This is a genomic window from Streptomyces venezuelae, from assembly GCF_008642315.1.
Classification (GTDB): domain Bacteria; phylum Actinomycetota; class Actinomycetes; order Streptomycetales; family Streptomycetaceae; genus Streptomyces; species Streptomyces venezuelae_D.
In genome coordinates this window covers 5,737,640-5,762,282 of sequence record NZ_CP029192.1, presented here as the reverse complement: position 1 = coordinate 5,762,282, position 24,643 = coordinate 5,737,640, and the positions used below count along the sequence as shown (strand labels likewise).

23 protein-coding genes and 1 tRNA gene are annotated in these 24,643 nt (G+C 70.5%); 18 read left to right on the top strand and 6 right to left on the bottom strand.

Annotated features, from left to right (window positions below):
• Nucleotide 1 precedes the first annotated feature (1 nt).
• Nucleotides 2-592: a TetR/AcrR family transcriptional regulator gene (locus DEJ48_RS25300; RefSeq protein WP_150218537.1), complete on the bottom strand. Its 591-nt coding sequence runs from the start codon at nt 590-592 to the stop codon at nt 2-4.
• 86 nt (nt 593-678) lie between these two features.
• On the opposite strand from DEJ48_RS25300, the gene DEJ48_RS25295 reads away from it, so the two are divergent.
• The 7 genes from DEJ48_RS25295 to DEJ48_RS25265 all read left to right on the top strand — a co-directional run bounded on the left by DEJ48_RS25295 (nt 679) and on the right by DEJ48_RS25265 (nt 9,256).
• Nucleotides 679-2,310: a carboxyl transferase domain-containing protein gene (locus tag DEJ48_RS25295; protein WP_150218535.1), complete on the top strand. Its 1,632-nt coding sequence runs from the start codon at nt 679-681 to the stop codon at nt 2,308-2,310.
• Nucleotides 2,311-2,323: 13 nt separating this feature from the next.
• Nucleotides 2,324-4,270: an acetyl/propionyl/methylcrotonyl-CoA carboxylase subunit alpha gene (locus DEJ48_RS25290; protein ID WP_150218533.1), complete on the top strand. Its 1,947-nt coding sequence runs from the start codon at nt 2,324-2,326 to the stop codon at nt 4,268-4,270.
• 74 nt (nt 4,271-4,344) lie between these two features.
• Entirely contained in the window at nt 4,345-5,313 is a 969-nt protein-coding gene (locus DEJ48_RS25285; RefSeq protein WP_150221388.1) for a hydroxymethylglutaryl-CoA lyase, read from the top strand.
• A 6-nt stretch (nt 5,314-5,319) separates the two neighbouring features.
• Nucleotides 5,320-6,474, top strand: coding sequence for an acyl-CoA dehydrogenase family protein (locus tag DEJ48_RS25280; protein WP_150218532.1), 1,155 nt, complete (start codon nt 5,320-5,322; stop codon nt 6,472-6,474).
• 123 nt (nt 6,475-6,597) lie between these two features.
• On the top strand, nt 6,598-7,638 hold the full coding sequence (locus tag DEJ48_RS25275; RefSeq protein ID WP_150218530.1) for an ABC transporter substrate-binding protein: 1,041 nt from the start codon (nt 6,598-6,600) through the stop codon (nt 7,636-7,638).
• 126 nt (nt 7,639-7,764) lie between these two features.
• Nucleotides 7,765-8,976: a pyridoxal phosphate-dependent decarboxylase family protein gene (locus tag DEJ48_RS25270; protein WP_150218528.1), complete on the top strand. Its 1,212-nt coding sequence runs from the start codon at nt 7,765-7,767 to the stop codon at nt 8,974-8,976.
• Nucleotides 8,960-9,256: a GNAT family N-acetyltransferase gene (locus DEJ48_RS25265; protein WP_317850930.1), complete on the top strand. Its 297-nt coding sequence runs from the start codon at nt 8,960-8,962 to the stop codon at nt 9,254-9,256. Before DEJ48_RS25270 ends, DEJ48_RS25265 begins: the two co-directional genes overlap by 17 nt.
• Here the strand turns inward: DEJ48_RS25265 and DEJ48_RS25260 are convergent.
• Nucleotides 9,160-10,836: a beta-N-acetylhexosaminidase gene (locus DEJ48_RS25260; RefSeq protein ID WP_150218526.1), complete on the bottom strand. Its 1,677-nt coding sequence runs from the start codon at nt 10,834-10,836 to the stop codon at nt 9,160-9,162. The two genes, DEJ48_RS25265 and DEJ48_RS25260, sit on opposite strands and share 97 nt — an antisense overlap.
• 134 nt (nt 10,837-10,970) lie before the next feature.
• Between DEJ48_RS25260 and DEJ48_RS25255 the strand changes: the two genes are divergently transcribed.
• The 3 genes from DEJ48_RS25255 (at nt 10,971) to glmS (ending at nt 14,095) form a co-directional block, all read left to right on the top strand.
• A complete protein-coding gene (locus DEJ48_RS25255; RefSeq protein WP_150218524.1) occupies nt 10,971-11,864 on the top strand; it encodes a DUF4429 domain-containing protein in 894 nt (297 codons plus the stop codon).
• A gap of 145 nt (nt 11,865-12,009) precedes the next feature.
• A complete protein-coding gene (locus tag DEJ48_RS25250) occupies nt 12,010-12,267 on the top strand; it encodes a hypothetical protein (protein WP_150218522.1) in 258 nt (85 codons plus the stop codon).
• A gap of 10 nt (nt 12,268-12,277) precedes the next feature.
• Entirely contained in the window at nt 12,278-14,095 is a 1,818-nt protein-coding gene (gene glmS, locus DEJ48_RS25245) for a glutamine--fructose-6-phosphate transaminase (isomerizing) (RefSeq protein WP_150218520.1), read from the top strand.
• A 276-nt stretch (nt 14,096-14,371) separates the two neighbouring features.
• Here glmS and DEJ48_RS25240 read toward each other — a convergent pair whose 3' ends face one another.
• Nucleotides 14,372-14,896, bottom strand: coding sequence for a universal stress protein (locus DEJ48_RS25240; RefSeq protein WP_150218518.1), 525 nt, complete (start codon nt 14,894-14,896; stop codon nt 14,372-14,374).
• A gap of 588 nt (nt 14,897-15,484) precedes the next feature.
• Nucleotides 15,485-15,607, bottom strand: coding sequence for a hypothetical protein (locus DEJ48_RS41105; protein WP_411757479.1), 123 nt, complete (start codon nt 15,605-15,607; stop codon nt 15,485-15,487).
• A 501-nt stretch (nt 15,608-16,108) separates the two neighbouring features.
• Here DEJ48_RS41105 and DEJ48_RS25230 point away from each other — a divergent pair.
• The 4 genes from DEJ48_RS25230 to DEJ48_RS25215 all read left to right on the top strand — a co-directional run bounded on the left by DEJ48_RS25230 (nt 16,109) and on the right by DEJ48_RS25215 (nt 18,968).
• Complete coding sequence (locus tag DEJ48_RS25230) at nt 16,109-17,338, top strand: helix-turn-helix domain-containing protein (RefSeq protein WP_150218516.1); 1,230 nt, start codon at nt 16,109-16,111, stop codon at nt 17,336-17,338.
• A 10-nt stretch (nt 17,339-17,348) separates the two neighbouring features.
• The gene (gene orn, locus DEJ48_RS25225) at nt 17,349-17,951 is read left to right on the top strand and encodes an oligoribonuclease (RefSeq protein WP_150218515.1); all 603 of its coding nucleotides are present in this window, start codon (nt 17,349-17,351) and stop codon (nt 17,949-17,951) included.
• Between the two features lie 111 nt (nt 17,952-18,062).
• Nucleotides 18,063-18,135: transfer RNA gene (locus tag DEJ48_RS25220), tRNA-His, on the top strand.
• A gap of 161 nt (nt 18,136-18,296) precedes the next feature.
• The gene (locus DEJ48_RS25215) at nt 18,297-18,968 is read left to right on the top strand and encodes a DUF4352 domain-containing protein (protein WP_150218513.1); all 672 of its coding nucleotides are present in this window, start codon (nt 18,297-18,299) and stop codon (nt 18,966-18,968) included.
• A 21-nt stretch (nt 18,969-18,989) separates the two neighbouring features.
• Here the strand turns inward: DEJ48_RS25215 and DEJ48_RS25210 are convergent, their stop codons facing one another.
• Nucleotides 18,990-19,286 carry a hypothetical protein gene (locus tag DEJ48_RS25210; protein ID WP_150218511.1) on the bottom strand — a complete coding sequence of 99 codons (297 nt, stop codon included), beginning with the start codon at nt 19,284-19,286 and terminating at the stop codon, nt 18,990-18,992.
• Nucleotides 19,287-19,363: 77 nt separating this feature from the next.
• On the opposite strand from DEJ48_RS25210, the gene DEJ48_RS25205 reads away from it, so the two are divergent.
• Complete coding sequence (locus DEJ48_RS25205; RefSeq protein ID WP_150218509.1) at nt 19,364-20,017, top strand: hypothetical protein; 654 nt, start codon at nt 19,364-19,366, stop codon at nt 20,015-20,017.
• Between the two features lie 14 nt (nt 20,018-20,031).
• Here the strand turns inward: DEJ48_RS25205 and DEJ48_RS25200 are convergent, their stop codons facing one another.
• Nucleotides 20,032-21,087: a LacI family DNA-binding transcriptional regulator gene (locus tag DEJ48_RS25200; RefSeq protein WP_150218507.1), complete on the bottom strand. Its 1,056-nt coding sequence runs from the start codon at nt 21,085-21,087 to the stop codon at nt 20,032-20,034.
• A 334-nt stretch (nt 21,088-21,421) separates the two neighbouring features.
• On the opposite strand from DEJ48_RS25200, the gene DEJ48_RS25195 reads away from it, so the two are divergent.
• From DEJ48_RS25195 to DEJ48_RS25185, 3 genes are read left to right on the top strand one after another with little or no spacing between them, the layout of a single operon-like run.
• The gene (locus DEJ48_RS25195; RefSeq protein ID WP_150218505.1) at nt 21,422-22,744 is read left to right on the top strand and encodes an ABC transporter substrate-binding protein; all 1,323 of its coding nucleotides are present in this window, start codon (nt 21,422-21,424) and stop codon (nt 22,742-22,744) included.
• 5 nt (nt 22,745-22,749) lie between these two features.
• Nucleotides 22,750-23,754, top strand: a complete 1,005-nt coding sequence (locus tag DEJ48_RS25190) for a carbohydrate ABC transporter permease (RefSeq protein WP_150218504.1) — start codon at nt 22,750-22,752, stop codon at nt 23,752-23,754.
• Nucleotides 23,751-24,602: a carbohydrate ABC transporter permease gene (locus tag DEJ48_RS25185; RefSeq protein ID WP_150218502.1), complete on the top strand. Its 852-nt coding sequence runs from the start codon at nt 23,751-23,753 to the stop codon at nt 24,600-24,602. The genes DEJ48_RS25190 and DEJ48_RS25185 overlap by 4 nt, the downstream gene beginning before the upstream one ends.
• Nucleotides 24,603-24,643: the final 41 nt, after the last annotated feature.

Sequence of the window (24,643 nt, the reverse complement as noted above, 5' to 3'; positions counted from 1 at the left end):
GTCACTCGGCGGCGGCCTCGAAGGCCCCCCGGGCCAGGCGGTGCAGGAGTTCCGCCATGGCCGCCCGGCTGGGCAGCGCGTCGCGGCGGCTCAGGTGCGGCGTGGAGTTCAGCAGCCCGAAGACCGCGTGCACGGCCACGCGCGCCGCGTTCTCGGCGAGGTCCGGGTAGACCTTGCGGACGATGTCGACCCAGATCTCCACGTACTGCCGCTGGAGCTGGCGGACCAGCTTGCGGTCGCTGTCCCGCAGGCGGTCGAGCTCGCGGTCGTGCAGGGTGATCAGGGAGCGGTCGTCGAGCGCGAAGTCGATGTGGCCCTGGATGAGTGCGTCGAGCACCCGCTCGGGCGAGCCGCCCACGTCGGCCACGCAGTGCTTGCCGCCCGTGAGGAGCTGCCCGCTGATGCCGACGAGCAGCTCGGCGAGCATCGCGTCCTTGCCCGCGAAGTGCCGGTAGAGACCGGGCCCGCTGATGCCGACGGCGGCTCCTATCTCGTCGACTCCGACTCCGTGGAAGCCACGCTCGGCGAAGAGCCGGGCGGCCTCCTTGAGGATCTGCTCGCGCCGGGTGGGGGCGTCGGTTCTCGTGGCCATGGAATTGATTCTAGACAGGCCGGTTAGCGCTCGTTAACCTAAAGGAAACCGTTAACGGTCATTAACCGAGCAAGGGGGCTCGACTGATGCGGCAGGCACCAGTGCTGACGAGCGCGGCTGATCCCGCGTCCGAGGCATGGCGGGCGAACGAGGCGGCCCACACGGCCCTCGTCGACGAGCTGCGGGCCAAGCTCGCGGCGGCCGCGCTCGGCGGCGGGGAGCGGGCCAGGGCCCGCCATGTGGCGCGCGGCAAGCTGCTGCCCCGCGACCGCGTCGACACGCTCCTGGACCCCGGCTCGCCCTTCCTGGAGCTGGCCCCGCTCGCGGCGGACGGGTTGTACGGCGGGGGTGCCCCCGCGGCGGGCGTCATCGCGGGCATCGGCCGCGTCTCGGGCCGCGAGTGCGTGATCGTCGCCAATGACGCCACGGTCAAGGGCGGCACGTACTACCCCATGACCGTGAAGAAGCACCTCCGCGCCCAGGAGGTGGCCCTGGAGAACCGCCTCCCGTGTCTCTACCTGGTCGACTCGGGCGGCGCCTTCCTGCCGATGCAGGACGAGGTCTTCCCCGACCGCGAGCACTTCGGCCGGATCTTCTACAACCAGGCGCGGATGTCGGCCGCCGCCATCCCGCAGATCGCCGCCGTCCTCGGCTCCTGCACGGCCGGTGGAGCGTATGTGCCCGCGATGAGCGACGAGGCGGTGATCGTGCGCGAGCAGGGCACGATCTTCCTCGGCGGACCGCCCCTGGTGAAGGCCGCGACCGGCGAGGTCGTCACGGCGGAGGAGCTGGGCGGCGGCGAGGTCCACTCGCGCACCTCCGGCGTCACCGACCACCTCGCGGAGGACGACGCGCACGCCCTGCGCATCGTCCGCACGATCGTCTCGACCCTCCCCGAGCGCGCCCCCCTGCCCTGGCCGGTGCAGCCCGCCGAGGAGCCGAAGGTCGACCCCCTGGGGTTGTACGGCGCGGTGCCCACGGACTCCCGCACCCCCTACGACGTGCGGGAGGTCATCGCGCGCGTGGTCGACGGCTCCCGCTTCGCCGAGTTCAAGTCGGAGTACGGGACGACGCTGGTCACCGGCTTCGCCCACATCCACGGCCACCCCGTCGGGATCATCGCGAACAACGGCATCCTGTTCTCCGAGTCCGCCCAGAAGGGCGCCCACTTCATCGAGCTCTGCGACCAGCGCGGCATCCCCCTGGTCTTCCTGCAGAACATCTCCGGCTTCATGGTCGGCCGGGACTATGAGGCGGGCGGCATCGCCAAGCACGGCGCGAAGATGGTCACGGCCGTGGCCTCCACGCGCGTGCCGAAGCTGACGGTCGTCGTCGGCGGTTCGTACGGAGCGGGCAACTACTCGATGTGCGGCCGGGCCTACAGCCCCCGCTTCCTGTGGATGTGGCCGAACGCCAAGATCTCCGTGATGGGCGGCGAGCAGGCCGCCTCCGTCCTCGCCACGGTCAAGCGCGACCAGTTGGAGGCCCGCGGCGAGCAGTGGAGCGCCGCGGACGAGGAGACCTTCAAGGACCCGATCCGCGCGCAGTACGAGGAGCAGGGGAATGCCTACTACGCCACGGCCCGCCTCTGGGACGACGGCGTGATCGACCCCATGGAGACCCGGCAGGTGCTGGGTCTGGCCCTGACCGCGTGCGCGGGCGCACCGCTCCCCCAGCGGGACGAGACGGCGCCCGGCTTCGGCGTCTTCCGGATGTGAGGAACGAATGACGATGTTCGACACGGTTCTGGTCGCCAACCGGGGCGAGATCGCGGTCCGCGTCATCCGTACGCTGCGGGAGATGGGCGTCCGTTCGGTCGCCGTCTTCAGCGACGCGGACGCGGACGCACGGCACGTGCGCGAGGCCGACACGGCGGTGCGGATCGGCCCCGCGGCCGCCACTGAGAGCTATCTGCGCGTGGACCGCATCCTGGAGGCGGCGGCGAGGTCCGGCGCCCAGGCGGTCCATCCGGGGTACGGATTCCTGGCGGAGAACGCGGAGTTCGCGCAGGCCTGCGCCGACGCGGGCCTGACCTTCATCGGCCCGCCCGCCGGGGCCATCTCCCTCATGGGAGACAAGATCCGCGCCAAGGCGACCGTCGAGGCGGCCGGTGTGCCGGTCGTTCCCGGCTCCTCGGGCAGCGGCCTGACGGATGCCCAACTGGCCGACGCGGCGCGCGAGATCGGTACGCCGGTGCTGCTCAAGCCGAGCGCGGGCGGCGGCGGCAAGGGCATGCGCCTGGTCCGTGACGAGGCGCTCATCGCCGACGAGATCGCGGCGGCCCGTCGTGAGGCCCGCGCCTCCTTCGGCGACGACACGCTGCTCGTGGAGCGGTGGGTCGACCGCCCCCGGCACATCGAGATCCAGGTCCTCGCGGACGGCCACGGCAACGTGGTGCACCTCGGCGAGCGCGAGTGTTCGCTCCAGCGCCGCCACCAGAAGATCATCGAGGAGGCGCCGAGCGTCCTCCTCGACGAGGCCACGCGCGCGGCGATGGGCGAGGCCGCGGTCCAGGCGGCCCGCTCGTGCGGGTACGCGGGCGCGGGCACGGTCGAGTTCATCGTCCCCGGCGGCGACCCGTCGTCGTACTACTTCATGGAGATGAACACCCGCCTCCAGGTGGAGCACCCCGTCACGGAGCTCATCACCGGTCTCGACCTGGTGGAGTGGCAGCTGCGCGTGGCGGCGGGCGAGCCGCTGCCGTTCGGCCAGGACGACATCACCCTCACCGGGCACGCGGTGGAGGCCCGCGTCTGCGCCGAGGACCCCTCGCGCGGCTTCCTGCCCTCCGGCGGCACGGTCCTCGCGCTGCACGAGCCGCAGGGTGACGGCGTGCGCACCGACTCCGGCCTGAGCGAGGGCACGGAGGTCGGCAGTCTCTACGACCCGATGCTGTCGAAGGTCATCGCGTACGGCCCGGACCGCGCGACGGCCCTGCGCAAGCTGCGGGCCGCCCTCGCCGACACGGTCACCCTCGGCGTGCCGACGAACGCGGGCTTCCTGCGCCGCCTCCTCGCGCACCCAGCGGTCGTCGCGGGCGAGCTGGACACCGGCCTGGTGGAGCGCGAGGCGGTCGGTCTCGTCCCGGACGGCGTGCCCGACGAGGTGTACGAGGCGGCGGCCGCGGTCCGCGAGGACGCCCTCAAGCCCACGTCCGCAGGCGCCGACGGCTGGACCGACCCGTTCTCCGTGCCGAGCGGCTGGCGGCTCGGCGGCACCCCGGCACCCGTGACGCACTGGCTCAAGGCCGCGGGACTCGACCCCGTCACTCACCGCCTGCGCGGCACCGGCCGCACCGTCACCGCCGACCGCGTGCGCGTCACCGTCGACGGCACCCTGCACACCTTCCGCCGCGCGGGCGACTGGCTGGGCCGGGACGGCGACGCCTGGCACGTGCAGGACCACGACCCCGTCGCCGCCTCCCTCACCGGCGCCGCGCACGCCGGGGCGGACGCGCTCACCGCCCCCATGCCCGGCACCGTCACCGTCGTGAAGGTCTCCCCCGGCGACACGGTGGCCGCGGGCCAGAGCCTGCTGGTCGTCGAGGCGATGAAGATGGAGCACGTCATCTCCGCCCCGCACGCCGGCACCGTCACCGAGCTCGACGTCACCCCGGGCACGACCGTCGCCATGGACCAGGTCCTCGCCGTCGTCACCCCCGAGGAGGAGCAGGAATGACCAGCACCGAGCCGAAGGCCGCACCCGGCACCGCGGGGGACGAGCCGCTGGAACTGGCGTCCGCACCGCTCCCCATGGTCGTGCCGACCCGCGGCCTGCCCACCCGCGTCCGCATCCACGAAGTGGGCGCCCGCGACGGCCTGCAGAACGAGAAGACGGTCGTCCCCACCGAGATCAAGGCGGAGTTCATCCACCGCCTCGCCGACGCGGGCCTCACCACCGTCGAGGCGACCAGCTTCGTGCACCCCAAGTGGGTGCCCCAACTGGCCGACGCCGAGGACCTCTTCCCGCTCCTCGGCGACCTCCAGGGCGTCCACCTGCCGGTCCTCGTGCCGAACGAACGCGGCCTCGACCGCGCCCTCGCCCTCGGCGCGCACCGCGTCGGCGTCTTCGCGAGCGCCACCGAGTCGTTCGCCCGGGCCAACCTGAACCGCACGGTGGACGAGGCCCTCGCGATGTTCGCGCCGGTGGTCGCCCGCGCGCGCGAGCAGGGCGTCCATGTGCGCGGCTATCTGTCGATGTGCTTCGGCGACCCCTGGGAGGGCGCCGTGCCGATCTCCAAGGTCGTCCGCGTCTGCCGCGCGCTGCTCGACATGGGCTGCGACGAGCTGAGCCTCGGCGACACGATCGGCGTGGCCACACCGGGCCACGTCTCGGCGATGCTCGCCGCGCTCAACGCGGTGCAGGTGCCGACCGAGCGCATCGGCGTCCACTTCCACGACACGTACGGCCAGGCGCTCACCAACACCCTCGCCGCCCTCCAGCACGGTGTGACGACGGTGGACGCGTCGGCGGGCGGCCTCGGCGGCTGTCCGTACGCGAAGAGCGCCACCGGCAACCTCGCCACCGAAGACCTCGTGTGGATGCTCCACGGCCTCGGCATCGACACCGGGGTCGACCTCGTCCGTCTCAGCGCCACCAGCGCCTGGATGGCCGACCAGTTGGGCCGACCCAGCCCGTCCCGCACCGTTCGTGCCCTGACGGCCCGCTCCCACGAAGAGCAGACCGTCTCCCCGCAGACCGCCGCCCCACAGGAGCAGTGAACAACGATGGACCACCGTCTGAGCCCCGAGCACGAGGAACTGCGGCGCACGGTCGAGGCGTTCGCGCACGACGTCGTCGCCCCCAAGATCGGCGACTTCTACGAGCGCCACGAGTTCCCGTACGAGATCGTCCGCGAGATGGGCCGCATGGGCCTGTTCGGCCTCCCCTTCCCGGAGGAGTACGGCGGGATGGGCGGTGACTACTTCGCGCTCGGCATCGCCCTGGAGGAACTCGCGCGCGTCGACTCGTCCGTGGCGATCACCCTGGAGGCCGGTGTCTCCCTCGGCGCCATGCCGCTGCACCTCTTCGGCACCGAGGAGCAGAAGCGGGAGTGGCTGCCGCGGCTCTGCGCGGGCGAGGCCCTCGGTGCGTTCGGCCTCACCGAGCCGGACGGCGGATCCGACGCGGGCGGGACGCGCACGACGGCGGTGCGCGACGGCGACGAGTGGGTGATCAACGGCTCGAAGTGCTTCATCACCAACTCCGGCACGGACATCACGGGTCTGGTCACGGTCACCGCCGTCACCGGCCGCAAGGACGACGGGCGCCCGCTGATCTCCTCGATCATCGTGCCGTCGGGGACGCCCGGGTTCACGGTCGCCGCGCCCTACTCGAAGGTGGGGTGGAACGCCTCGGACACCCGCGAGCTGTCCTTCTCGGACGTCCGCGTCCCGGCGGCGAACCTGCTCGGCGAGGAGGGCCGGGGGTACGCGCAGTTCCTGCGCATCCTCGACGAGGGCCGGATCGCGATCTCCGCGCTCGCCACCGGTCTCGCCCAGGGGTGTGTGGACGAGTCGGTGAAGTACGCGCGGGAGCGGCACGCCTTCGGCAGGCCGATCGGTGCGAATCAAGCCATCCAGTTCAAGATCGCCGACATGGAGACACGGGCGCACATGGCGCGCGTGGGCTGGTACGACGCGGCGTCGCGGCTGGTCGCGGGCGAGCCCTTCAAGAAGCAGGCGGCGATCGCGAAGCTCTACTCGTCGACGGTCGCGGTGGACAACGCCCGCGAGGCCACGCAGATCCATGGGGGGTACGGCTTCATGAACGAGTACCCGGTGGCCCGCATGTGGCGTGACTCGAAGATCCTGGAGATCGGCGAGGGGACGAGCGAGGTGCAGCGCATGCTGATCGCCCGGGAGCTGGGTTTCGCGAGCTGACCGCGAGCTGATCGCGGGCCGTGCCGCGAGGGGCCGTCGGCCCGGGGGTTAGCTTAGGTTAGCCTAAGCTCTAATTCCGGCCAGCGGCCCCGCCGCCGTACGTCCACGAAAGCAGAGACCCACATGCGCCAGGTCCGCCTCCCCCAGCCGTCCCGCCGAGGCATCCTCGCCGCCGGCGGAGCCCTCGGCCTCACCGCCGCGCTCGCGGCCTGCGGCAGCGAGAAGAAGGACGGGTCGGGCAAGACCGAGGGCGGCGGCAAGACCGGCCCCTGGAGCTTCAAGGACGACCGGGGCCAGACCGCCGAGCGGGACGCGACGCCGAAGAACATCGTGGCGTTCACGGGCGTCGCCGCGGCCCTGTTCGACTACGGCATCGAGGTCAAGGGCGTCTTCGGCCCGACGAAGACCAAGGACGGCAAGGCCGACGTCCAGGCCGGCGACATGGACATCAGCAAGCTGACGATCATCGGCAACGAGTGGGGTCAGTTCAACATCGAGAAGTACGCGGGCCTCGCGCCGGACGTGCTGATCTCGACGATGTTCGACGACAAGGGCACGCTCTGGTACGTGCCGGAGGAGAGCAAGGACAAGATCCTGGGGCTCGCTCCGAGCGTCGGCATCAGCGTCTACGACCGCCAGCTCACGCACCCGCTGCAGCGCATCCAGGCGCTCGCCGAGTCGCTCGGCGCCGACGTGAAGGCCGACAAGGTCGTCAAGGCGAAGAAGCGCTTCGAGGACGCGTCCGAGCGGCTGCGCAAGGTCGCCAAGGCGCACAAGGACATCAAGGTCCTCGTCGGCTCCGCGAGCCAGGACCTGTTCTACGTCTCCGGCTCCAACCTCTCCGTCGACCTGGAGTACTTCAAGGCGCTCGGCGTGAACCTCGTCGAGCCCTCCGAGGCGGCCAAGAAGGAGTCCGGCGGCTGGTTCGAGAACCTGAGCTGGGAGAACGTCGACAAGTACCGGGCGGACGTCATCATGATGGACAACCGCACCTCGGCGATCCAGCCGGCCGACATCGCCAAGCCGACCTGGAAGAAGCTGCCCGCGGTCAAGGCCGGGCAGGTCATCCCGCGCATCGCGGAGCCGATCTTCTCGTACGACAAGTGCGCACCGATCCTCGAGGACCTGGCCGACGCGATCGAGAAGGCGAAGAAGCTCAAGTAACGGCCGTTGCCCGCCGCCCCCTTCACTCCCGGAGGGGGCGGTTTCGTTTTCCGGCTCCCGGCCTCCACGCCGAGACGGGATTAGGTTAGGCTTACCTAAGTTAACCCCTCACCCGGAGGACAGCCCATGCGCGCGCACCTGCTCAACGGCACCACCGCGAAGCGGTACCGCACCTCCGTGACCGCGGGCGTCGCGGCCGTCGACCTGGACGAGCCCCTGTACGACACCCTCGCGGCCCTCGACGAACTCGACCAGCTGCAGGTGCGGGACGCCGTACGCGCCCATGGCCCCCGCCACCTCGGCACCTGGGACCAGCCGGCCGGCGCCCCGCTCATCGAGCGCCGCGTCCTCGACTGGACCGCCGAGCGCATCGGCCTCGGACCGGCCGCCGACGGGGCGTTCACCGAGGGCGGCGGCGACGCCGAACTGCAGGCCCTGCTCCTCGCCCGCGAGGAGGCCGGGGACCGGGACCCGGCCACCCTGCGGATCTTCGTCTCCGAGGCCGCGCAGACCGGCGTCCGGCGGACGGCCCGGCTGCTCGGCCTCGGCGAGGAAGCCGTCGTGACCGTCCCCACCGACCGCGACAAACGCCTGCAGACCGTGGCCCTCGCCCGCGCGCTGGAACGCTGCGCACGCGACGACCTCTCCCCCATGGCGGTCGTCGCCACCGCGGGCACCGCCGACTTCGGCTCCATCGACCCGCTGCCGGAGATCGCCCGGCTCTGCACGCAGTACGGCACCTGGCTGCACGTCGACGCCGCGTACGGCTGCGGGCTGCTCGCCTCGCGCCGCAACCGGCACCTCCTCGACGGCATCGAGCGCGCCGACTCCGTCGCCGTGGACTTCGACAAGTCCTTCCACCAGCCGGTGGGTTCGTCCGCCGTCCTGGTACGGGACCGGGCGCTGCCCGAGCCGCGGGCGGGCCGCCGCTTCGACGCGCTGAAGCTGTGGATGACGCTGCGTGTGAGGGGCGCGAACGACATCGGCGACCGCTTCGACGAGGCCTGCGGTCTGGCCACCCGCGGCTGGGAACTGCTCGTCGCCGACCCGCGGTTCGACGTCGTCTCCGAGCCCCAGCTCTCCACCCTCGTCTTCCGGTACATCCCGGCGACGATCTGCGCGCCCGCCGCGATCGACCGCGCCAACCTGTACGCCCGCAAGGCGCTCCACACCTCCGGCGACGCCGTCGTGGCGACCACCCGGGCGGGTGGCCGCCAGTACCTCAGGTTCACCCTGCTCGACCCCGGGACGACCATCGCCGACATCGAAGCCGTCCTCGACCTGATCGCCGGCCACGCCGAGCAGTACCTGGGAGAGCACCTTGTCCGCGCTTGCTGACCTCCACCTGCCCACCGTCCGTCTCGACGGCACGGTGCGGCCGCTCGATCCCCTGACCGACTCCGAGCTGGTGCACGCCTGGGTGACGCGCCCCCGGGCGGAGCACTGGATGCCGCGGGACGCCACCTTGACGGACGTCGAGCGCGCCTACATGGCGATCGCGGCCTCCAGCCACCGCGAGGCCTACCTCGGGCTGTGCAAAGGCGTGCCCTCCTTCCTCATGGAGTGGTACGACTTGCGGGAACTGTCGGCGGGCCAGGGCACCTGCGGCGACGCGTAGTAGCCGATGCCCAGCGCGTCCCAGCGCGGTGCCTGCGCGGCGAGCCGCACCTTGTACGTGTCCCAGTCGTGCGTGGCCGCGGGCGACCAGCCGAGCTCGGCGATGCCGGGCAGCCGCGGGAACGCCATGTAGTCCAGGTGCGCCGGGGTCGAGAGGGTCTCCGTCCACAACGGCGCCTCGACGCCGATGACCGCGTCCTCGGGCGCGCCCTGGAGGTAGGTGGCCGGGTCCCAGTCGTAGGAGCGCCGCACCTCGACATAGCCGGCCCAGGAGAGGCCGAGCGGGGTGTCCTTGGTGTACTTGTGGTCGATGTAGGCGCGGTCGGCCGGCGAGAGCAGCAGCTTGGTGCCGTTCTTCGCGGCGTTGACCACCTGCTCGCGCTCGGCGGCGCCGGTCCTGTCGTAGCCCCAGTACTGCGCGACGGCGCCCTTGGCCGGGTTGGCGCCGGCCAGCTGGTGCCAACCCATCACCGTCTTGCCGTACTTGGCGACGATCGGCTGCACCTTGTCCATGAAGGCGACGAAGTCCTCGTGGCTGGTGGAGTGCGCCTCGTCGCCGCCGATGTGGAGGTACTTGCCGGGCGTAATCGCGGCGAGCTCGCGGATCACGTCGTCCACGAAGTCGTACGTGACGTCCTTCTTGACGCACAGCGAGCTGAAGCCGACCTCTGTGCCGGTGTAGAGCGGCGGGGCGACGCCGTTGCAGTTGAGGTCGGCGTACGAGGCGAGAGCGGCGTTGGTGTGCCCCGGCATGTCTATCTCGGGGACGACTTCCAGGTACCGCGACGCGGCGTAGTCGATGATCTCCTTGTACTGCGCCTTCGTGTAGTAGCCGCCCTTGCCGCCGCCGACCTGCGTGGAGCCGCCGTACGCGGCGAGGCGCGGCCAGGAGTCGATGGCGATGCGCCAGCCCTGGTCGTCGCTGAGGTGCAGGTGCAGCTTGTTCATCTTGTAGAGGGCGGCCTGGTCGATGTAGCGCTTGACCTGGTCGACGGTGAAGAAGTGCCGTGAGACGTCGAGCATCGTGGAGCGGTAGCCGTAGCGCGGCATGTCCTTGACGGTGCCGCCCGCGATCCGCCAGGGCCCGCGCTGTTTCGTCTTCTTCTCCACGGCGGCGGGCAGCTGCTGCCGCACGGTCTGTACGCCGTGGAAGAGTCCTGCGCCGCTCCAGGAGGTGATGGTGAGGGAGCCGCGCGCGGAGATGACGCGGTATCCCTCGTCGCCGAGCGCCTTGTTCGCCGGTTCGGCGCTGATGCGCAGCCGGATGCCGTCGGATCCCTTGTCGCTGGTGACGGGGAGCCGGTATCCGGTGGAGGGGCGCAGCAGCTCGGCGAGGTACTCGGCGACGCGGCGTTCCTCGGCGTTGCCCTTGCCGACGCGGATGCGGGTCTTGGCGGTGATCTCGTACCCGGCGCCGCCCGGCTCGGCGGCCAGCGGCGCGGGCACGACCTGGCCGAGCGGTGTGGTGGCCGGGGCTCTCGCCTCACCCGGTGCGGGTGCGGCGGCGAAGGAGGAGATCCCGGCGGCCGCCACGAGCAGGAGCGAACCGAGGATGCGTGTCGTTCTTCTGTGCGATCTCACAAGCGGGTCCCTTCGATGGGCCGGCGTGGTTTGTGGTGCATCGCAATCGAACGGTTCCCATTGGTAACCCGGCCCTCACAAGGGGTCAAGGGGTGTAGACCATTTGTCCAAGGGCTCGGTGCGAGAATCCCCGTATGGCGGAAATCATCCAGCGCGACGGGACCTGGACCTTCGACGGGGAGACGCTGCGCCTTGTGCCGGGCCACGACAAGAACGTGTCCCTGCTGCGCAAGACACTGGGCGAACTGACCGTCCCGCTCACGGCGTTGGCGGGCATCGCCTTCGAACAGGGGAAGAAGTCGGGCCGGTTGCGGCTGCGGCTGCGCGACGGCTCCGACCCGCTGCTCCAGGCGACGGGCGGTCAGCTGACGGACTCCTCCGACCCGTATCAGCTGACGGTCGAGCCCGACCGGTACGGGGTGGCGGAGTATCTGGTCGACGAGGTGCGCAACGCCCATCTGATCGAACAGGTGCCGGCGACGCCCTGCGACGCGTACCTCCTGACGGGTCCTTCCGTGCCGCTCTCCGTCTCCGCGGGGGACGGCACCGCGAGCTTCGACGGGGAGACGATCCGTCTTGAGTGGAACTGGAAGACGGAGGAGGCGAAGACGGCGGCCGGCACGCGGTCGCTGGCGCTCGCGGACATCGCGGCGGTGGAGTGGCAGCCCGCGGCCGGACTGGAGAACGGCTGCCTGCGGTTCACGGTGCGGAACGCGCCGACCAAGGCCCCGCCGAAGTACGACCCGAACTCCGTCGAGCTGTGGGGCTTCAAGAAGGACCCGCTGATGGCACTGGTGGCGGCCGCCGTCCAGGCCCGTCTGCCGCATCCCTCGGCCCCGGCCGCCGCCCCGAAGTCGCTCGCGGGCCCGTCCGCGGCGGAAGCGGGGGCCGGAGCGGAGCGGCCCGCCGCCGACGACCACGACGCGCTCCTGCGCCGCCTGCGGGAGCTGGGCGAGCTGCACCAGGCCGGGATCCTCACGGACGAGGAGTTCACGACGGCCAAGCAGGCGGTCCTGCGCCGCATGTGAACGCGGCACGTGAGCCGCATGTGAACGCGGCACGTGAGCCGCATGTGAGGGCCGATCGCGCCACGGAATGGCCCGTTCGACACGCCCCTGCCCGATTCCGGGCAGGATTCTTGCGAAAGGGTGTCCGATACCCCAGGATCAACGAATGCACGACGACCTGGTGGATCACCTCACCCGCAGCACCCCGCTCCAGCGGGGCGAAGCGCTGCGGGTGATCCAGGACGTGCTCGCCTACTTCGACGAGACGACCGAACAGTTCGTCCGTCGCCGCCACCGCGAGCTGCAGGGTCAGGGCCTGCTGAACGCGGCGATCTTCCAGCAGATCTCGGCGGATCTCGAATACCGCGCGGTCGCACCACCGGAGCTCACCCTCAGGCAGCTGCGCCGCATCGTCTACGGCTAGGACACCCTTTATGTGCGGAATCGTCGGATACATCGGCAAGCGTGACGTCGCCCCGCTCCTCCTCGAAGGCCTGCAGCGCCTGGAGTACCGCGGCTACGACTCCGCGGGCATCGCCGTCACCGGCCCCAAGGCCAGCGGCCTGAAGATGGTGAAGGCCAAGGGCCGCGTCCGCGACCTGGAGGCCAAGGTCCCGGCCCGCTTCAAGGGCACGACCGGCATCGCCCACACCCGCTGGGCCACCCACGGCGCGCCCTCCGACGAGAACGCCCACCCGCACCTCTCCGCGGACGGCAAGGTCTCCGTCGTCCACAACGGCATCATCGACAACGCCTCCGAGCTGCGCGCCAAGCTCACCGCCGACGGCGTCGAGTTCCTCTCCGAGACCGACACCGAGGTCCTCACCCACCTCATCGCCCGCTCCCAGGCCGACAAGCTGGAGGAGAAGGTCCGCGAGGCGCTGCGCCACATCGAGGGCACGTACGGCATCGCCGTGCTGCACGCCGACTTCAACGACCGCATCGTCGTCGCCCGCAACGGCTCGCCCGTCGTCCTCGGCATCGGCGAGAAGGAGATGTTCGTCGCCTCGGACGTCGCCGCGCTGGTCTCCCACACCCGCCAGGTCGTCACGCTCGACGACGGCGAGATGGCCACCATCAAGGCCGACGACTACCGCACCTACACCACCGAGGGCTCGCGCACGACCGCGTCGCCGACCACCGTGGAGTGGGAGGCCGAGTCGTACGACATGGGCGGCCACGACACCTACATGCACAAGGAGATCTTCGAGCAGCCCGACGCGGTCGACCGCGTCCTGCGCGGCCGCATCGACGACCGCTTCTCCACCGTGCACCTCGGCGGCCTGAACCTCGACGCGCACGACGCCCGCAAGGTGCGCCGCGTCAAGATCCTCGGCTGCGGCACCTCGTACCACGCGGGCATGATCGGCGCCCAGATGATCGAGGAGCTGGCCCGCATCCCCGCCGACGCGGAGCCGGCGTCCGAGTTCCGCTACCGCAACGCGGTCGTGGACCCCGACACCCTCTACATCGCGGTCTCCCAGTCCGGCGAGACGTACGACGTGCTGGCCGCCGTCCAGGAGCTCAAGCGCAAGGGCGCCCGCGTCCTCGGCGTCGTGAACGTGGTCGGCTCGGCGATCGCCCGCGAGGCGGACGCGGGCGTGTACGTCCACGCGGGCCCGGAGGTCTGCGTCGTCTCGACCAAGTGCTTCACCAACACCACGGTCGCCTTCGGCCTGCTCGCCCTGCACCTGGGCCGCATCCGTGACCTGTCGGTCTCCGACGGCAAGCGGATCATCGAGGGCCTGCGCAAGCTGCCGGGACAGATCTCGGAGATCCTCAAGCAGGAGGACGAGATCAAGAAGATCGCCAAGCAGTACGCGGAAGCCCGCTCGATGCTCTTCATCGGGCGCGTGCGCGGCTACCCCGTCGCCCGCGAGGCCTCGCTGAAGCTCAAGGAGGTCTCGTACATCCACGCCGAGGCCTACCCCGCCTCCGAGCTGAAGCACGGCCCGCTCGCGCTCATCGAGCCCGCCCTGCCGACCGTCGCGATCGTCCCCGACGACGACCTCCTGGAGAAGAACCGCGCCGCCCTGGAGGAGATCAAGGCCCGCAGCGGCAAGATCCTCGCGGTCGCGCACCAGGAGCAGGAGAAGGCCGACCAGACCATCCTGGTGCCGAAGAACGAGAACGAGCTGGACCCGATCCTGATGGGCATCCCGCTCCAGCTGCTCGCCTACCACACGGCGCTGGCGCTCGGCCGGGACATCGACAAGCCGCGCAACCTCGCGAAGTCCGTGACCGTGGAGTAGTCACCACACGGCCTCCACAAGTGAACGACCCCCTGTGCGTGCCACCAGCACACAGGGGGTCGTTCCTCAAGGGGTCGGGGTCGCCCATTACCCCGACCCGCGCCCGCCTCGTCCGGTGGCCGTCACCCGCCGTTCCGAGACGCCGTTGTGACCCTTATGTACCCCTCCCCGGGGCACGAACCACCTCTACGCGCGAGTAGATTTATCTGTCCACAAAAGCACTGCACAAAGCGAGTTGGGCCTCATACGCCCCAACTCCCCGACAGCGGGCGGGCGTTACGGAATGACGACGACGGGGCGCTGCGCACGACGCGCGAGACGGCCCGCGACCGAGCCGAAGATGCGCCCGACGATGCCGTGCGTGGAGCCGACGACGATCGCGTCCGCGCTGTACTCGCGGCCGACCTCCTCCAGCTCGTGGCAGATGTCCCCGCCACGCTCGACGAGGATCCACGGCACCTCTGACAGGTACTCCGCGCAGGCCAGTTCGAGTCCGAGCACTTCCGTGCGGTGGTCCGGTACGTCGACGAAGACCGGAGGCTCGCAGCCCGCCCACACCGTGGTGGGCAGCCGGTTGGCGACGTGGACGATGATCAGGCCCGATCCGGAGCGGTGGGCCATCCCGATCGCATAGGCGAGGGCCCGCTCACTGGAGGTCGAGCCGTCGAATCCGACGACGACACCGTGCAGGAAGGCGGGATCGCAGGCGTGACGCGGTTCTTCCGCCGCTCGGGGGGTCGCCGTGGGATCGGCGACCTGCCGTTTGCGGTCCGCGGGTTCGGAGAATTCGTGACCGGCCATGGGTGTCTCGGCGAAGGAGTCCTCTGTGGGAGGGTCGGCGTTTTCAGGTGGTGCGACGTTCAGGACCTGGAAGGTCGTCCGGGAATCATCTTCCCAACCCCATACCCTCAAGGGTACGGCGACACTCCTCCTCTGCCCAGAGCCTGCGAAAAGCCCCGCTCGGAGCCCTTCCCGGGCCCCACAGGGGCCTCCCGGCGTTCACCGGAGCATGCATGAGCCGCGCCCGTATGGCAATGGTTGCTGCCTCCTACAGGCGTTTTGCCCACCCGTCCGGCGCCACCCGGGCGCTCCCGCAGTGACTCGCCGACGTGCCCCGCGTTGGACAGCGCTGGACCGTCCTACGCCATATGCCACAGGGAGCACGCCGTGCCTGGACCTTCGACCGCGTCCCCACCCTCCACCCGCCTCCCTTCTTCACCCGAGTCTTCACCCGAGCAAGGGGCAGTGGACCGCCGGCCCCTCGCGGTGCCCGCGCCGCGCACCCACGAACCGCCGGCCGCAACCCCGCAGGACTCGGTGAGCGACGTGGTCCGCTGGGCCGCGTTCAGCTGCGTCCTGGTCCCCGTCGTCCTTGTCGGGTACGGGGGCTCACTGGCCGGCGCGACCGGCGCGGCGCTCGGCCTCGTGGCCGTCACCGGGGTGTGCCGGGTGCTTCTGCGGCAGTCGGAGCGGGGCGCCGCGCGACTGCTTGCAGAACAGAACAGAGGACATCGCGGACGGCACGGCAGGACCGGCGTAGGGACGCACAGGGGGACCCGTCAGAGTGCCGATGGTGCACCGTTGGACTGACCAATTCACACACACGCTCCCGTATGTTTTCAGCCAACTTCCGGGGGCCGTCGATTTCTTGGCCGAACGCCCCCTCAACCCCCGTCCGACCAGGGCCGAAAGCCGCGCTCAGGCCGCCTGCACCCTACGGGGACCGGCCACGGCGCGGAGGCGCACTTCCCAGCAAGCCGCCCGAGTGCAACGCTTCGTGATCGAATGCTTCACGCCAAGTTGCCATGTCGACAATCTGCCGAGTGATGAACTGGTCACCCCGGCAGCACGGGACGCAGTAGATTCGATCTTGACTGTATTACGGCGGGGGACTGGTGGAGGACCGAGGGGAAACGTGCAGGAGCGACAAGCGAGGCAAGCGCGTCAAGCACGTCAAAAACGTCAAGCACGCCAGGAACAAGGAGCCGCGAAGCCCGAGGGGGGTTTAGCACCATGAGCCACGACTCCACAGCCGCGCCGGAGGCCGCGGCTCGGAAACTCTCGGGGCGGCGCCGCCGGGAGATCGTAGCGGTGCTGCTGTTCAGCGGCGGACCCATTTTCGAGAGTTCCATACCGCTCTCCGTCTTCGGCATCGACCGGCAGGACGCGGGAGTCCCCCGCTACCGGCTGCTCGTCTGTGCCGGCGAGGAGGGCCCGCTGCGGACCACCGGCGGCCTTGAACTCACCGCGCCACAGGGCCTGGAGGCGATCGGCCGGGCCGGCACGGTCGTCGTGCCCGCCTGGCGGTCGATCACATCGCCACCACCACCCGAGGCGCTCGACGCACTGCGTCGCGCGCACGAGGAGGGCGCCCGCATCGTCGGACTGTGCACGGGGGCGTTCGTGCTCGCCGCGGCCGGGCTGCTCGACGGCCGCCCGGCGACCACCCACTGGATGTACGCGCCGACGCTCGCGAAGCGTTATCCGTCCGTCCACGTGGACCCGCGCGAGCTCTTCGTAGACGACGGGGACGTCCTGACGAGTGCCGGCACCGCGGCCGGAATCGATCTCTGTCTGCACATCGTGCGCACGGACCACGGCAACGAGGCGGCGGGCGCGCTCGCCCGCAGGCTCGTGGTGCCACCGCGCAGGGCCGGCGGCCAGGAGCGCTACCTCGACAGGTCTTTACCCGAGGAGATCGGCGCCGACCCGCTCGCCGAGGTCGTCGCCTGGGCGCTGGAGCACCTCCACGAACAGTTCGACGTGGAGACGCTGGCCGCGCGCGCGTACATGAGCAGGCGGACCTTCGACCGCAGGTTCCGCTCGCTCACGGGCAGCGCTCCGCTGCAGTGGCTGATCACCCAGCGGGTGCTCCAGGCGCAGCGGCTCCTGGAGACCTCCGACTACTCGGTGGACGAGGTCGCGGGCCGCTGCGGCTTCCGCTCGCCGGTGGCACTGCGCGGACACTTCCGACGCCAGCTGGGCTCGTCCCCCGCCGCCTACCGGGCCGCCTACCGCGCCCGCAGGCCGCAGGGCGAGCGGGCACTGGAGTCCGTGCCGGCGACGGCGCAGGCTATGCCCGCGCTGCTGGAGGCGGGACCGGTGCCGTCCCAGTCACGGCGTACGGCCGCCGCGAGCGCGCTCGGCCCCTCGACCTCGGTGCCGACCGATCCCGGCAAGCCGAACTCGGACGTGTACGCGCCAGGACGTGCTCCTCTGCCCGGCCAGAGGAGCGCGCCGTAGGGTAAGACGCATGAACGATCGCATGGTGTGGATCGACTGCGAGATGACCGGGCTCTCGTTGACGGACGACGCACTTATCGAGGTGGCCGCACTGGTCACCGACTCGGAACTGAACGTGCTCGGCGACGGAGTGGACATCGTGATCCGCCCGCCGGACGCGGCGCTGGAGACCATGCCCGAGGTGGTGCGCACCATGCACACCACCTCGGGGCTCCTCGACGAGCTGGCCGGCGGCACCACGCTGGCCGACGCCGAGGAGCAGGTCCTGGCGTACGTACGTGAGCACGTCAAGGAGCCGCGGAAGGCCCCGCTGTGCGGAAACTCCGTCGGCACCGACCGCGGCTTCCTCGCGCGGGACATGCGGACACTGGAGGAGTACCTCCACTACCGCATCGTCGACGTCTCCTCCGTCAAGGAGCTGGCCCGGCGCTGGTACCCCCGGGCGTACTTCAACAGCCCGGACAAGAACGGCAACCACCGCGCGCTCGCCGACATCCGTGAGTCCATCGCGGAGCTCCGGTACTACCGCGAGGCGATCTTCGTCCCGCAGCCGGGCCCGGACTCGGAGACGGCGCGGACGATCGCGGCCAAGCACGTCCTGCCTGCGGAATAGCCCCGGCGGGAGCCCTGTGTACGGGGTCCGGAAAACGTGTGCGCGAGCACCCCTCCAGACCCTGTACACTTTTTCTCGGCCGGTCGGAAGAACGACAAAAGACCGGGCATGGTGGGTGTAGCTCAGTTGGTAGAGCACCTGGTTGTGGTCCAGGTGGCCGCGGGTTCAAGTCCCGTCACTCACCCTGATTGATCAAGGCCCGGCCTGCGGAAGCAGGCCGGGCCTTCTTCGTGCCCGCACGTCCGGCGCCCGTGATCGTGACATCACGAAACGGCCACTCCTCCTCCACATCCCCCACACATCGGCGCATGATGCGCTGACAGCGCACAACCGCAGGGGGGACCCATGAGCAACGCCACGCCGCCACCGCCGCCGATGTATCCGCCACAGCCTCCTCCGCCGCGGCGGGGGCCCAGCAACGCGGTCGTCATCGGCTCGGCCGCCGCGGTCATCGCGGCCGTCGTCGCGACGGGCATCGTCGTCGTCAACAGCGGAGACGACGACAAGAAGCCGGAGAAGACCAGCGGCGCCGCCGTGTCCGCGCCGGCCGACGACGTGGTCGCGGACGAGGAGGAGCCGCCCGAGGAGCCGGCGGCCGAGCCGGAGGACGCCGAGGGAGAGGTGGCCGGGCTCAACGACACCGTGGAGTACGGCAACGACGTCCAGCTGAGCCTGTCGAAGTTCACCCGGGGCACGTCCGGCCCGTACGGAGCGCCGGAGAACACCCCCTACGTCAAGTTCGGCGTGCGGGTGAAGAACAACGGCAAGTCGACCGTGGACACGTCGATGTTCACAACCAGCTGCTCGTACGGCAAGGCCGGCAAGTCGAGCGAATCGGTCTACGACTCGGACCAGGGGCTGAACGGCGGGCCCGACACGAAGCTGCTCGCGGGCCGGTCCATCACGGTGACGTGGGCGTGCGAGATGCCGAAGGCCGAGAAGACGATTCAGATCGAGGTCTCGCCGGACATGGACATGGAGGCGGAGGCCGCGATCTTCACGGGCGACGTGAAGTAGCGGAGGGAAGTCAGCGGGCCGTCACCCGGCGTCGGGCACGCGGCACCAGGCGCCGACGCGGCTGTCCACCCAGCGGGCGCGGGGACGGGTGCAGTCAGCGCCGACCTGATGCCTGTCCAGATAGGGGTGGGCGGCCCGCACCGTCTCCATGTGGCCGTCGCACACGAACGACGTCCTGATCTCGTCCGGGCCCTCGTGCTCCCACGCGATGTGCCACGTCCCCGCCTCCGCGCAGCGGACGGCCGTGCCGTCCGGGTGGTGGTCGACGACGCCGCACCCGTCGCCGTCGCCCGGCCCCCCGTACTGGGGAAAGTTCATGTTCGTCGCTCCTCGGCCGTGAGTGTACGGGCCGTATCGCGCGTTCCCGAGGCGGCGGACGGGAGCATACTGCCGCTATGGGATCCGATCCGCAGAGCAGCCCTTCCGACCCGGACGACCGCGCGCGCGTGGAGGCGGCCGACGTCCGCGACCGGCTGGCCGACGCTCGTGAGCGCACGGCCGACGAGCGCGAGCGGGTCGCCGACGACCGCGACGCGGCCGCCGACGAGCGGGAGGGGGACACGGACGACCGGGAGCACCGCATCGCGGACTGGGAGGCGAAGGTCGACGAACGCGAGCGGATCGTGAGCGGTGCCGCGCCCAGTCGGCGGCAGCGCTCGTACGAACAGATCGACCGGGTCCAGAAGCTGCTGACGGCGAGCCACGCGCGGCTCGACCGCAGTGAGTCGGCGCTCCGTCGCGCGGATGCCGGCGACGCGCGGGAGCAGAGCACCGTCGACCGGGAGTCGGCGGCCTCCGCCTCGCGGCAGACCGCCGACAGCGCACGCGCGGGGGACTTCCTGGAGGCCCGGGTGGTGCGTGTGCAGCAGCGGGCCGCGAAGGCCCTCGACACGCTGTCCGGCGCCCAGGGCCGGCTCGCCCGCGCCCATGAGGAGCACGACAGGCCGCGGGAGGCCGCCGAGCACCGGCGTCTGGCCGAGCTGGCCCACGAGATGGCGGAGACCCTGCGCGCGGCCCCCGGGACCGACGACGGGCAGGCCGCGGGGTAGGGCCGCGGCGCCGCTCAGGAGGAGGCCCGCTCCACCAGCCGCGTCGGGAGCACCAGCTGGCGCCGTTCCAGGCGCCGGACGGCGGCGGGGCGGCTGTCCGCGATCTCGGCGAGGAGAAGGTCGATCATCGCGCGCCCCATCTCCTCGATGGGCTGGCGCACACTCGTCAGCGGCGGGTCCATGTGGCGGGCGATCGCCGAGTCGTCGAAGCCGACGAGCGCCACGTCGTCGGGTATGCGGCGCCCCGCTTCGCGCAGCTCCTGGCGCGCGCCGGCCGCCATCACGTCGGAGCCCGCGAACACCGCGTCGATCCCGGGGCGGGCGGCGAGGAGCTCCCGCATCGCACGGCGGCCGCCCTCCTCGGTGAAGTCACCCGCCACGATCAGCTGCTCGTCGACCTCGCGGCCCGCCTCCCGCAGCGCGGCGCGGTAGCCGTCCAGGCGGCGCTGGGCTCCGTACACGTCGAGGCGGCCCGTGATGGTGGCTATGGCGGTGCGGCCGCGGGCCAGGAGGTGTTCCACGGCGGAGCGGGCCCCCGCGTAGTTGTCGGAGTCGACGGAGGGCAGCGCTTCCTCGGCCGAGCGGCGGCCGCTGATGACGGCGGGGATCTCCAGCTGGGAGAGCAGGTCGGGCAGCGGGTCGTCGGCGTGGACGGAGACGAGCAGGACGCCGTCGACGCGGTGGGCGGCGAGGTACTGGGCCAGCCGCTGGCGCCTGCGGTCGTTGCCCGCGAAGATCAGCAGCAGCTGCATCTCGGTCTCGCCGAGCTCGGCGCCGACACCACGCAGGACGTCGGAGAAGTACGGCTCGGCGAAGAAGCGGGTCTCGGGTTCGGGGACGACCAGGGCGATGGCGTCCGTGCGGTTGGCCGCGAGGGCGCGGGCCGCGGTGTTCGGCACGTACCCGAGCTCGGCCACGGCGGCCTCGACGGCGGTCCTGGTCGCCTCGCTCACCCGCGGCGAACCGTTGATCACGCGGGAGACCGTGCCGCGGCCGACCCCCGCCCGCGCCGCCACCTCTTCCAGAGTGGGCCGTCCGCCGCTGCGGCCGCGCGCCGCGTGAGCTGCCATAGTCCGCCTCCCGTCACACTTCCCCCGGCGAGGAATGTAACAGCCCGATCTTCACCGGGCCCCTGGGCCGATTACACGGACGATCCCCGGGTGACCACGGACGATCCGCGGGCGTCCCGTAACGGCCCGATAACCGAAGACACAACTCCCTGTCCGGTCCCTTGACACCCCTGGCGGTAGCCACGAGTCTTCAACTCATCACGTGTGGGAGCGCTCCCACACTACCTGACACGTACACATCCCGCACGTTCCCCGCCCGAGCCGCAGAGTGAACCAACGGGCCCAGCAGTGCAGTTGGCCGGGGGGTCGGCACGTCAGGCAACAGGAGGACGTCATGCGCAGCAGCACTTTCCGCCGGTCCCGCAGGTCCCGTCGGCTCGTCGCGTACGCGGCCACGGCCGCGCTGGCCACGAGCCTGCTCGCCGCTTGTTCGAGCGACGACGAAGGCGGCTCGGCGGGCGACGGCAAGATCACGCTCAACGTGGGCACGTTCGGCGTGCTGGGCCTGAAGCAGGCCGGTCTCTACGACGAGTACGAGAAGTCGCACCCGAACATCAGGATCAAAGAGAACGTCATCGAGCGGAACGACGCCTACTACCCGAAGCTGCTCACCCAGCTGCAGTCCGGCGCGGGCGTCAACGACGTCGCGGCCATAGAGGTCAGCAACATCACCGAGGTCGTGCAGACGCAGGGTGCCAAGTTCGAGGACCTCGGGAAGGCCAAGGGCGTCAAGAAGTCCACGTATCTCGACTGGAAGTGGGACCAGGCCACGACCGAGGACGGCAAGACGATCGGCCTCGGACTCGACATCGGCCCCACCGCGCTCTGTTACCGCAAGGACCTCTTCGAGAAGGCCGGGCTGCCCACCGACCGCGAGAAGCTCGCGAAGGAGTGGGCGGGCGACTGGGACAAGTACGTCGCGCTCGGCAAGAAGTACATGGAGAAGGCGCCCAAGGGCACCAAGTTCGTCGACTCCGCCGCCAGCGTCTACAACCAGGTCTTCGCCGGCGCGACCGAGCGGTACTACGACAAGAGCGGCAAGGAGATCTACGAGGACAGCCAGGGCCGCAAGGACGCCTGGAACGCGGCGATGAAGGTCGCGCGGGGCGACATGTCCGCCAAGCTCAAGCAGTTCGACCCCACGTGGGACCAGGGCTTCGCCAACGCCAAGTTCGCCACGGTGGCCTGCCCGGCCTGGATGGCCGGGTACATCCAGGAGAAGACGGGCCCCGAGGGCAAGGGCCAGTGGGACATGGCCAAGGCGCCGACGGACGGCAACTGGGGAGGGGCGTTCCTCGGCGTGCCGAGCGCGGGCAAGCACAAGAAGGAGGCGACGGAACTCGCCGTCTGGCTGAGCAGCCCCGAGCAGCTCGCGAAGGTCTTCGCCAAGCAGGCCAGCTTCCCGTCCACCCCGTCGGCGTACGCCTCACTGAAGCCGTCACCCGCGACCAAGGCGTACTTCAACGACGCGCCCATCACGGAGCTCTACGCCGACATCGCGAAGAACATCCCCTCGGCCGTCTACGGCATCAAGGACGCCCAGATCGGCCAGTCCATCACCGACATCGGTGTGCTCCAGGTGGAGCAGCAGGGCAAGTCTCCCGAGGAGGGCTGGGAGGCGGCCCAGAAGGAGATCAAGGACGTTCTGGGACAGTGACCCACATGTCCGACACCGCTGAGTACGCCGAGACCGCGCCCCCCGGCAAAGGGGACGCGGCCCCGGCCGCGACCGGGGGCAAGGCCTCCCGCACGCCGTCGCCGTGGCGCAGCCGCCTGTACCGCTGGGACATCAAGGCGTCGCCGTACGTCTTCGTCGCGCCGTTCTTCCTCTTCTTCGGCGCCTTCGGCCTCTTCCCGCTCCTCTACACCGGCTGGGCCTCGCTGCACCGTCTTGAGCTCACCAACCTCGACGACAGCACCTGGCTGGGCCTGGACAACTACACCAACCTGCTGCAGAGCGAGTACTTCTGGAACGCGCTCGGCAACACCTTCACCATCGGCGTCATCTCCACCGTCCCCCAGCTGGCCGTCGCGCTCGGCATCGCGCACCTGCTCAACTACAAGCTGCGCGGCTCCATGCTGTGGCGGGTCGCGATGCTCGCCCCGTACGCGACGTCGGTGGCGAGCGCCTCACTGGTCTTCACCCTGCTGTTCGCGTGGGACGGCGGCATGGTCAACTGGCTGATCGGGTCGGTCGGCTTCGATCCCGTCAACTGGCGCGAGTCGTCGTGGGGTTCGCAGTTCGCCGTGTCGTCGATCGTCATCTGGCGCTGGACCGGGTACAACGCGCTGATCTATCTGGCGGCGATGCAGGCCGTGCCGCACGACCTGTACGAGTCGGCCGCGCTGGACGGCGCCTCGCGCTGGCAGCAGTTCCGGCACGTGACGATCCCGATGCTGCGGCCGACGATCCTGTTCACGGTCGTCGTCTCCACGATCGGCGCGACCCAGCTCTTCGGCGAACCGCTGCTGTTCGGCGGCACGGCCGGGTCCAAGGGCGGCGCCGACCACCAGTTCCAGACCCTGGGGCTCTACCTGTACGACCAGGGCTGGATCAACGGACACCTGGGGCGTGCGTCGGCCGTGGCCTGGCTGATGCTCGTGATCCTGCTGCTCATCGCCGCGGTCAACATGCTGATCGCCCGACGCCTGAGGAAGGACCGATGAAGACGCGCCCCCGCGGTCAGAAGGCCGGCCGGACGATGCACGCGGGCCCGTTCACCTACGTGGTCCTCGCACTGTTCACCGCGGTCTCGCTGGCGCCCCTGATCTGGACGGCCGTCGCCGCCTCGCGCACCAGCGGGCGGCTCGCCCAGACACCGCCGCCCCTGTGGTTCGGCGGCAACCTGTTCAAGAACCTCGAACGGGCGTGGACGGAGGCGAGCCTCGGCGACGCGATGCTGAACACCACGATCGTGGCGGGCAGCATCACCATCGGCACGGTCCTGTTCTCCACCGTCGCCGGATTCGCCTTCGCCAAGCTGAAGTTCAGGTTCAGCGGGGCGCTGCTCCTGCTGACCATCGGCACGATGATGGTGCCGCCGCAGCTCAGCGTCGTACCGCTGTACCTGTGGGTCGCGGACCTCCAGTGGACCAACCAGCTCCAGGCCGTCATCCTGCCGACGTTCGTGAGCGCCTTCGGCGTCTTCTTCATGCGGCAGTACCTGCTGCAGGCGCTGCCCGGCGAGCTGATCGAGGCGGCGCGGATGGACGGGGCGAGCAGTCTGCGCATCATCTGGCACGTGGTGTTCCCCGCGGCGCGGCCCGCGATGGCGGTCCTCGGGCTGCTGACGTTCGTCATGGCGTGGAACGACTTCCTGTGGCCGATCATCGCGCTCAACCAGTCGAACCCGACGGTGCAGGTGGCGCTCAACTCGCTGGGCACGGGGTACATCCCCGACCGGGCCGTGATCATGGCGGGCGCGCTGCTCGGCACGTTGCCGCTGCTGCTCGCGTTCGTCCTGTTCGGCAAGCAGATCGTGAGCGGCATCATGCAGGGCGCGGTCAAGGGCTGACCCTCGGAACGCCTCCGGGAGCCCCCGGGCTCCCGGATTTC

Bases quoted from the DNA above. Each gene is read 5' to 3' on its own strand.
- DEJ48_RS25300 (WP_150218537.1), bottom strand. From the start codon at position 592: ATGGCCACGAGAACCGACGCCCCCACCCGGCGCGAGCAGATCCTCAAG.
- DEJ48_RS25295 (WP_150218535.1), top strand. From the start codon at position 679: ATGCGGCAGGCACCAGTGCTGACGAGCGCGGCTGATCCCGCGTCCGAG.
- DEJ48_RS25290 (WP_150218533.1), top strand. From the start codon at position 2,324: ATGTTCGACACGGTTCTGGTCGCCAACCGGGGCGAGATCGCGGTCCGC.
- DEJ48_RS25285 (WP_150221388.1), top strand. From the start codon at position 4,345: ATGGTCGTGCCGACCCGCGGCCTGCCCACCCGCGTCCGCATCCACGAA.
- DEJ48_RS25280 (WP_150218532.1), top strand. From the start codon at position 5,320: ATGGACCACCGTCTGAGCCCCGAGCACGAGGAACTGCGGCGCACGGTC.
- DEJ48_RS25275 (WP_150218530.1), top strand. From the start codon at position 6,598: ATGCGCCAGGTCCGCCTCCCCCAGCCGTCCCGCCGAGGCATCCTCGCC.
- DEJ48_RS25270 (WP_150218528.1), top strand. From the start codon at position 7,765: ATGCGCGCGCACCTGCTCAACGGCACCACCGCGAAGCGGTACCGCACC.
- DEJ48_RS25255 (WP_150218524.1), top strand. From the start codon at position 10,971: ATGGCGGAAATCATCCAGCGCGACGGGACCTGGACCTTCGACGGGGAG.
- DEJ48_RS25250 (WP_150218522.1), top strand. From the start codon at position 12,010: ATGCACGACGACCTGGTGGATCACCTCACCCGCAGCACCCCGCTCCAG.
- glmS (WP_150218520.1), top strand. From the start codon at position 12,278: ATGTGCGGAATCGTCGGATACATCGGCAAGCGTGACGTCGCCCCGCTC.
- DEJ48_RS25240 (WP_150218518.1), bottom strand. From the start codon at position 14,896: ATGGCCGGTCACGAATTCTCCGAACCCGCGGACCGCAAACGGCAGGTC.
- DEJ48_RS41105 (WP_411757479.1), bottom strand. From the start codon at position 15,607: ATGTCCTCTGTTCTGTTCTGCAAGCAGTCGCGCGGCGCCCCGCTCCGA.
- DEJ48_RS25230 (WP_150218516.1), top strand. From the start codon at position 16,109: ATGAGCCACGACTCCACAGCCGCGCCGGAGGCCGCGGCTCGGAAACTC.
- orn (WP_150218515.1), top strand. From the start codon at position 17,349: ATGAACGATCGCATGGTGTGGATCGACTGCGAGATGACCGGGCTCTCG.
- DEJ48_RS25215 (WP_150218513.1), top strand. From the start codon at position 18,297: ATGAGCAACGCCACGCCGCCACCGCCGCCGATGTATCCGCCACAGCCT.
- DEJ48_RS25210 (WP_150218511.1), bottom strand. From the start codon at position 19,286: ATGAACTTTCCCCAGTACGGGGGGCCGGGCGACGGCGACGGGTGCGGC.
- DEJ48_RS25205 (WP_150218509.1), top strand. From the start codon at position 19,364: ATGGGATCCGATCCGCAGAGCAGCCCTTCCGACCCGGACGACCGCGCG.
- DEJ48_RS25200 (WP_150218507.1), bottom strand. From the start codon at position 21,087: ATGGCAGCTCACGCGGCGCGCGGCCGCAGCGGCGGACGGCCCACTCTG.
- DEJ48_RS25195 (WP_150218505.1), top strand. From the start codon at position 21,422: ATGCGCAGCAGCACTTTCCGCCGGTCCCGCAGGTCCCGTCGGCTCGTC.
- DEJ48_RS25190 (WP_150218504.1), top strand. From the start codon at position 22,750: ATGTCCGACACCGCTGAGTACGCCGAGACCGCGCCCCCCGGCAAAGGG.
- DEJ48_RS25185 (WP_150218502.1), top strand. From the start codon at position 23,751: ATGAAGACGCGCCCCCGCGGTCAGAAGGCCGGCCGGACGATGCACGCG.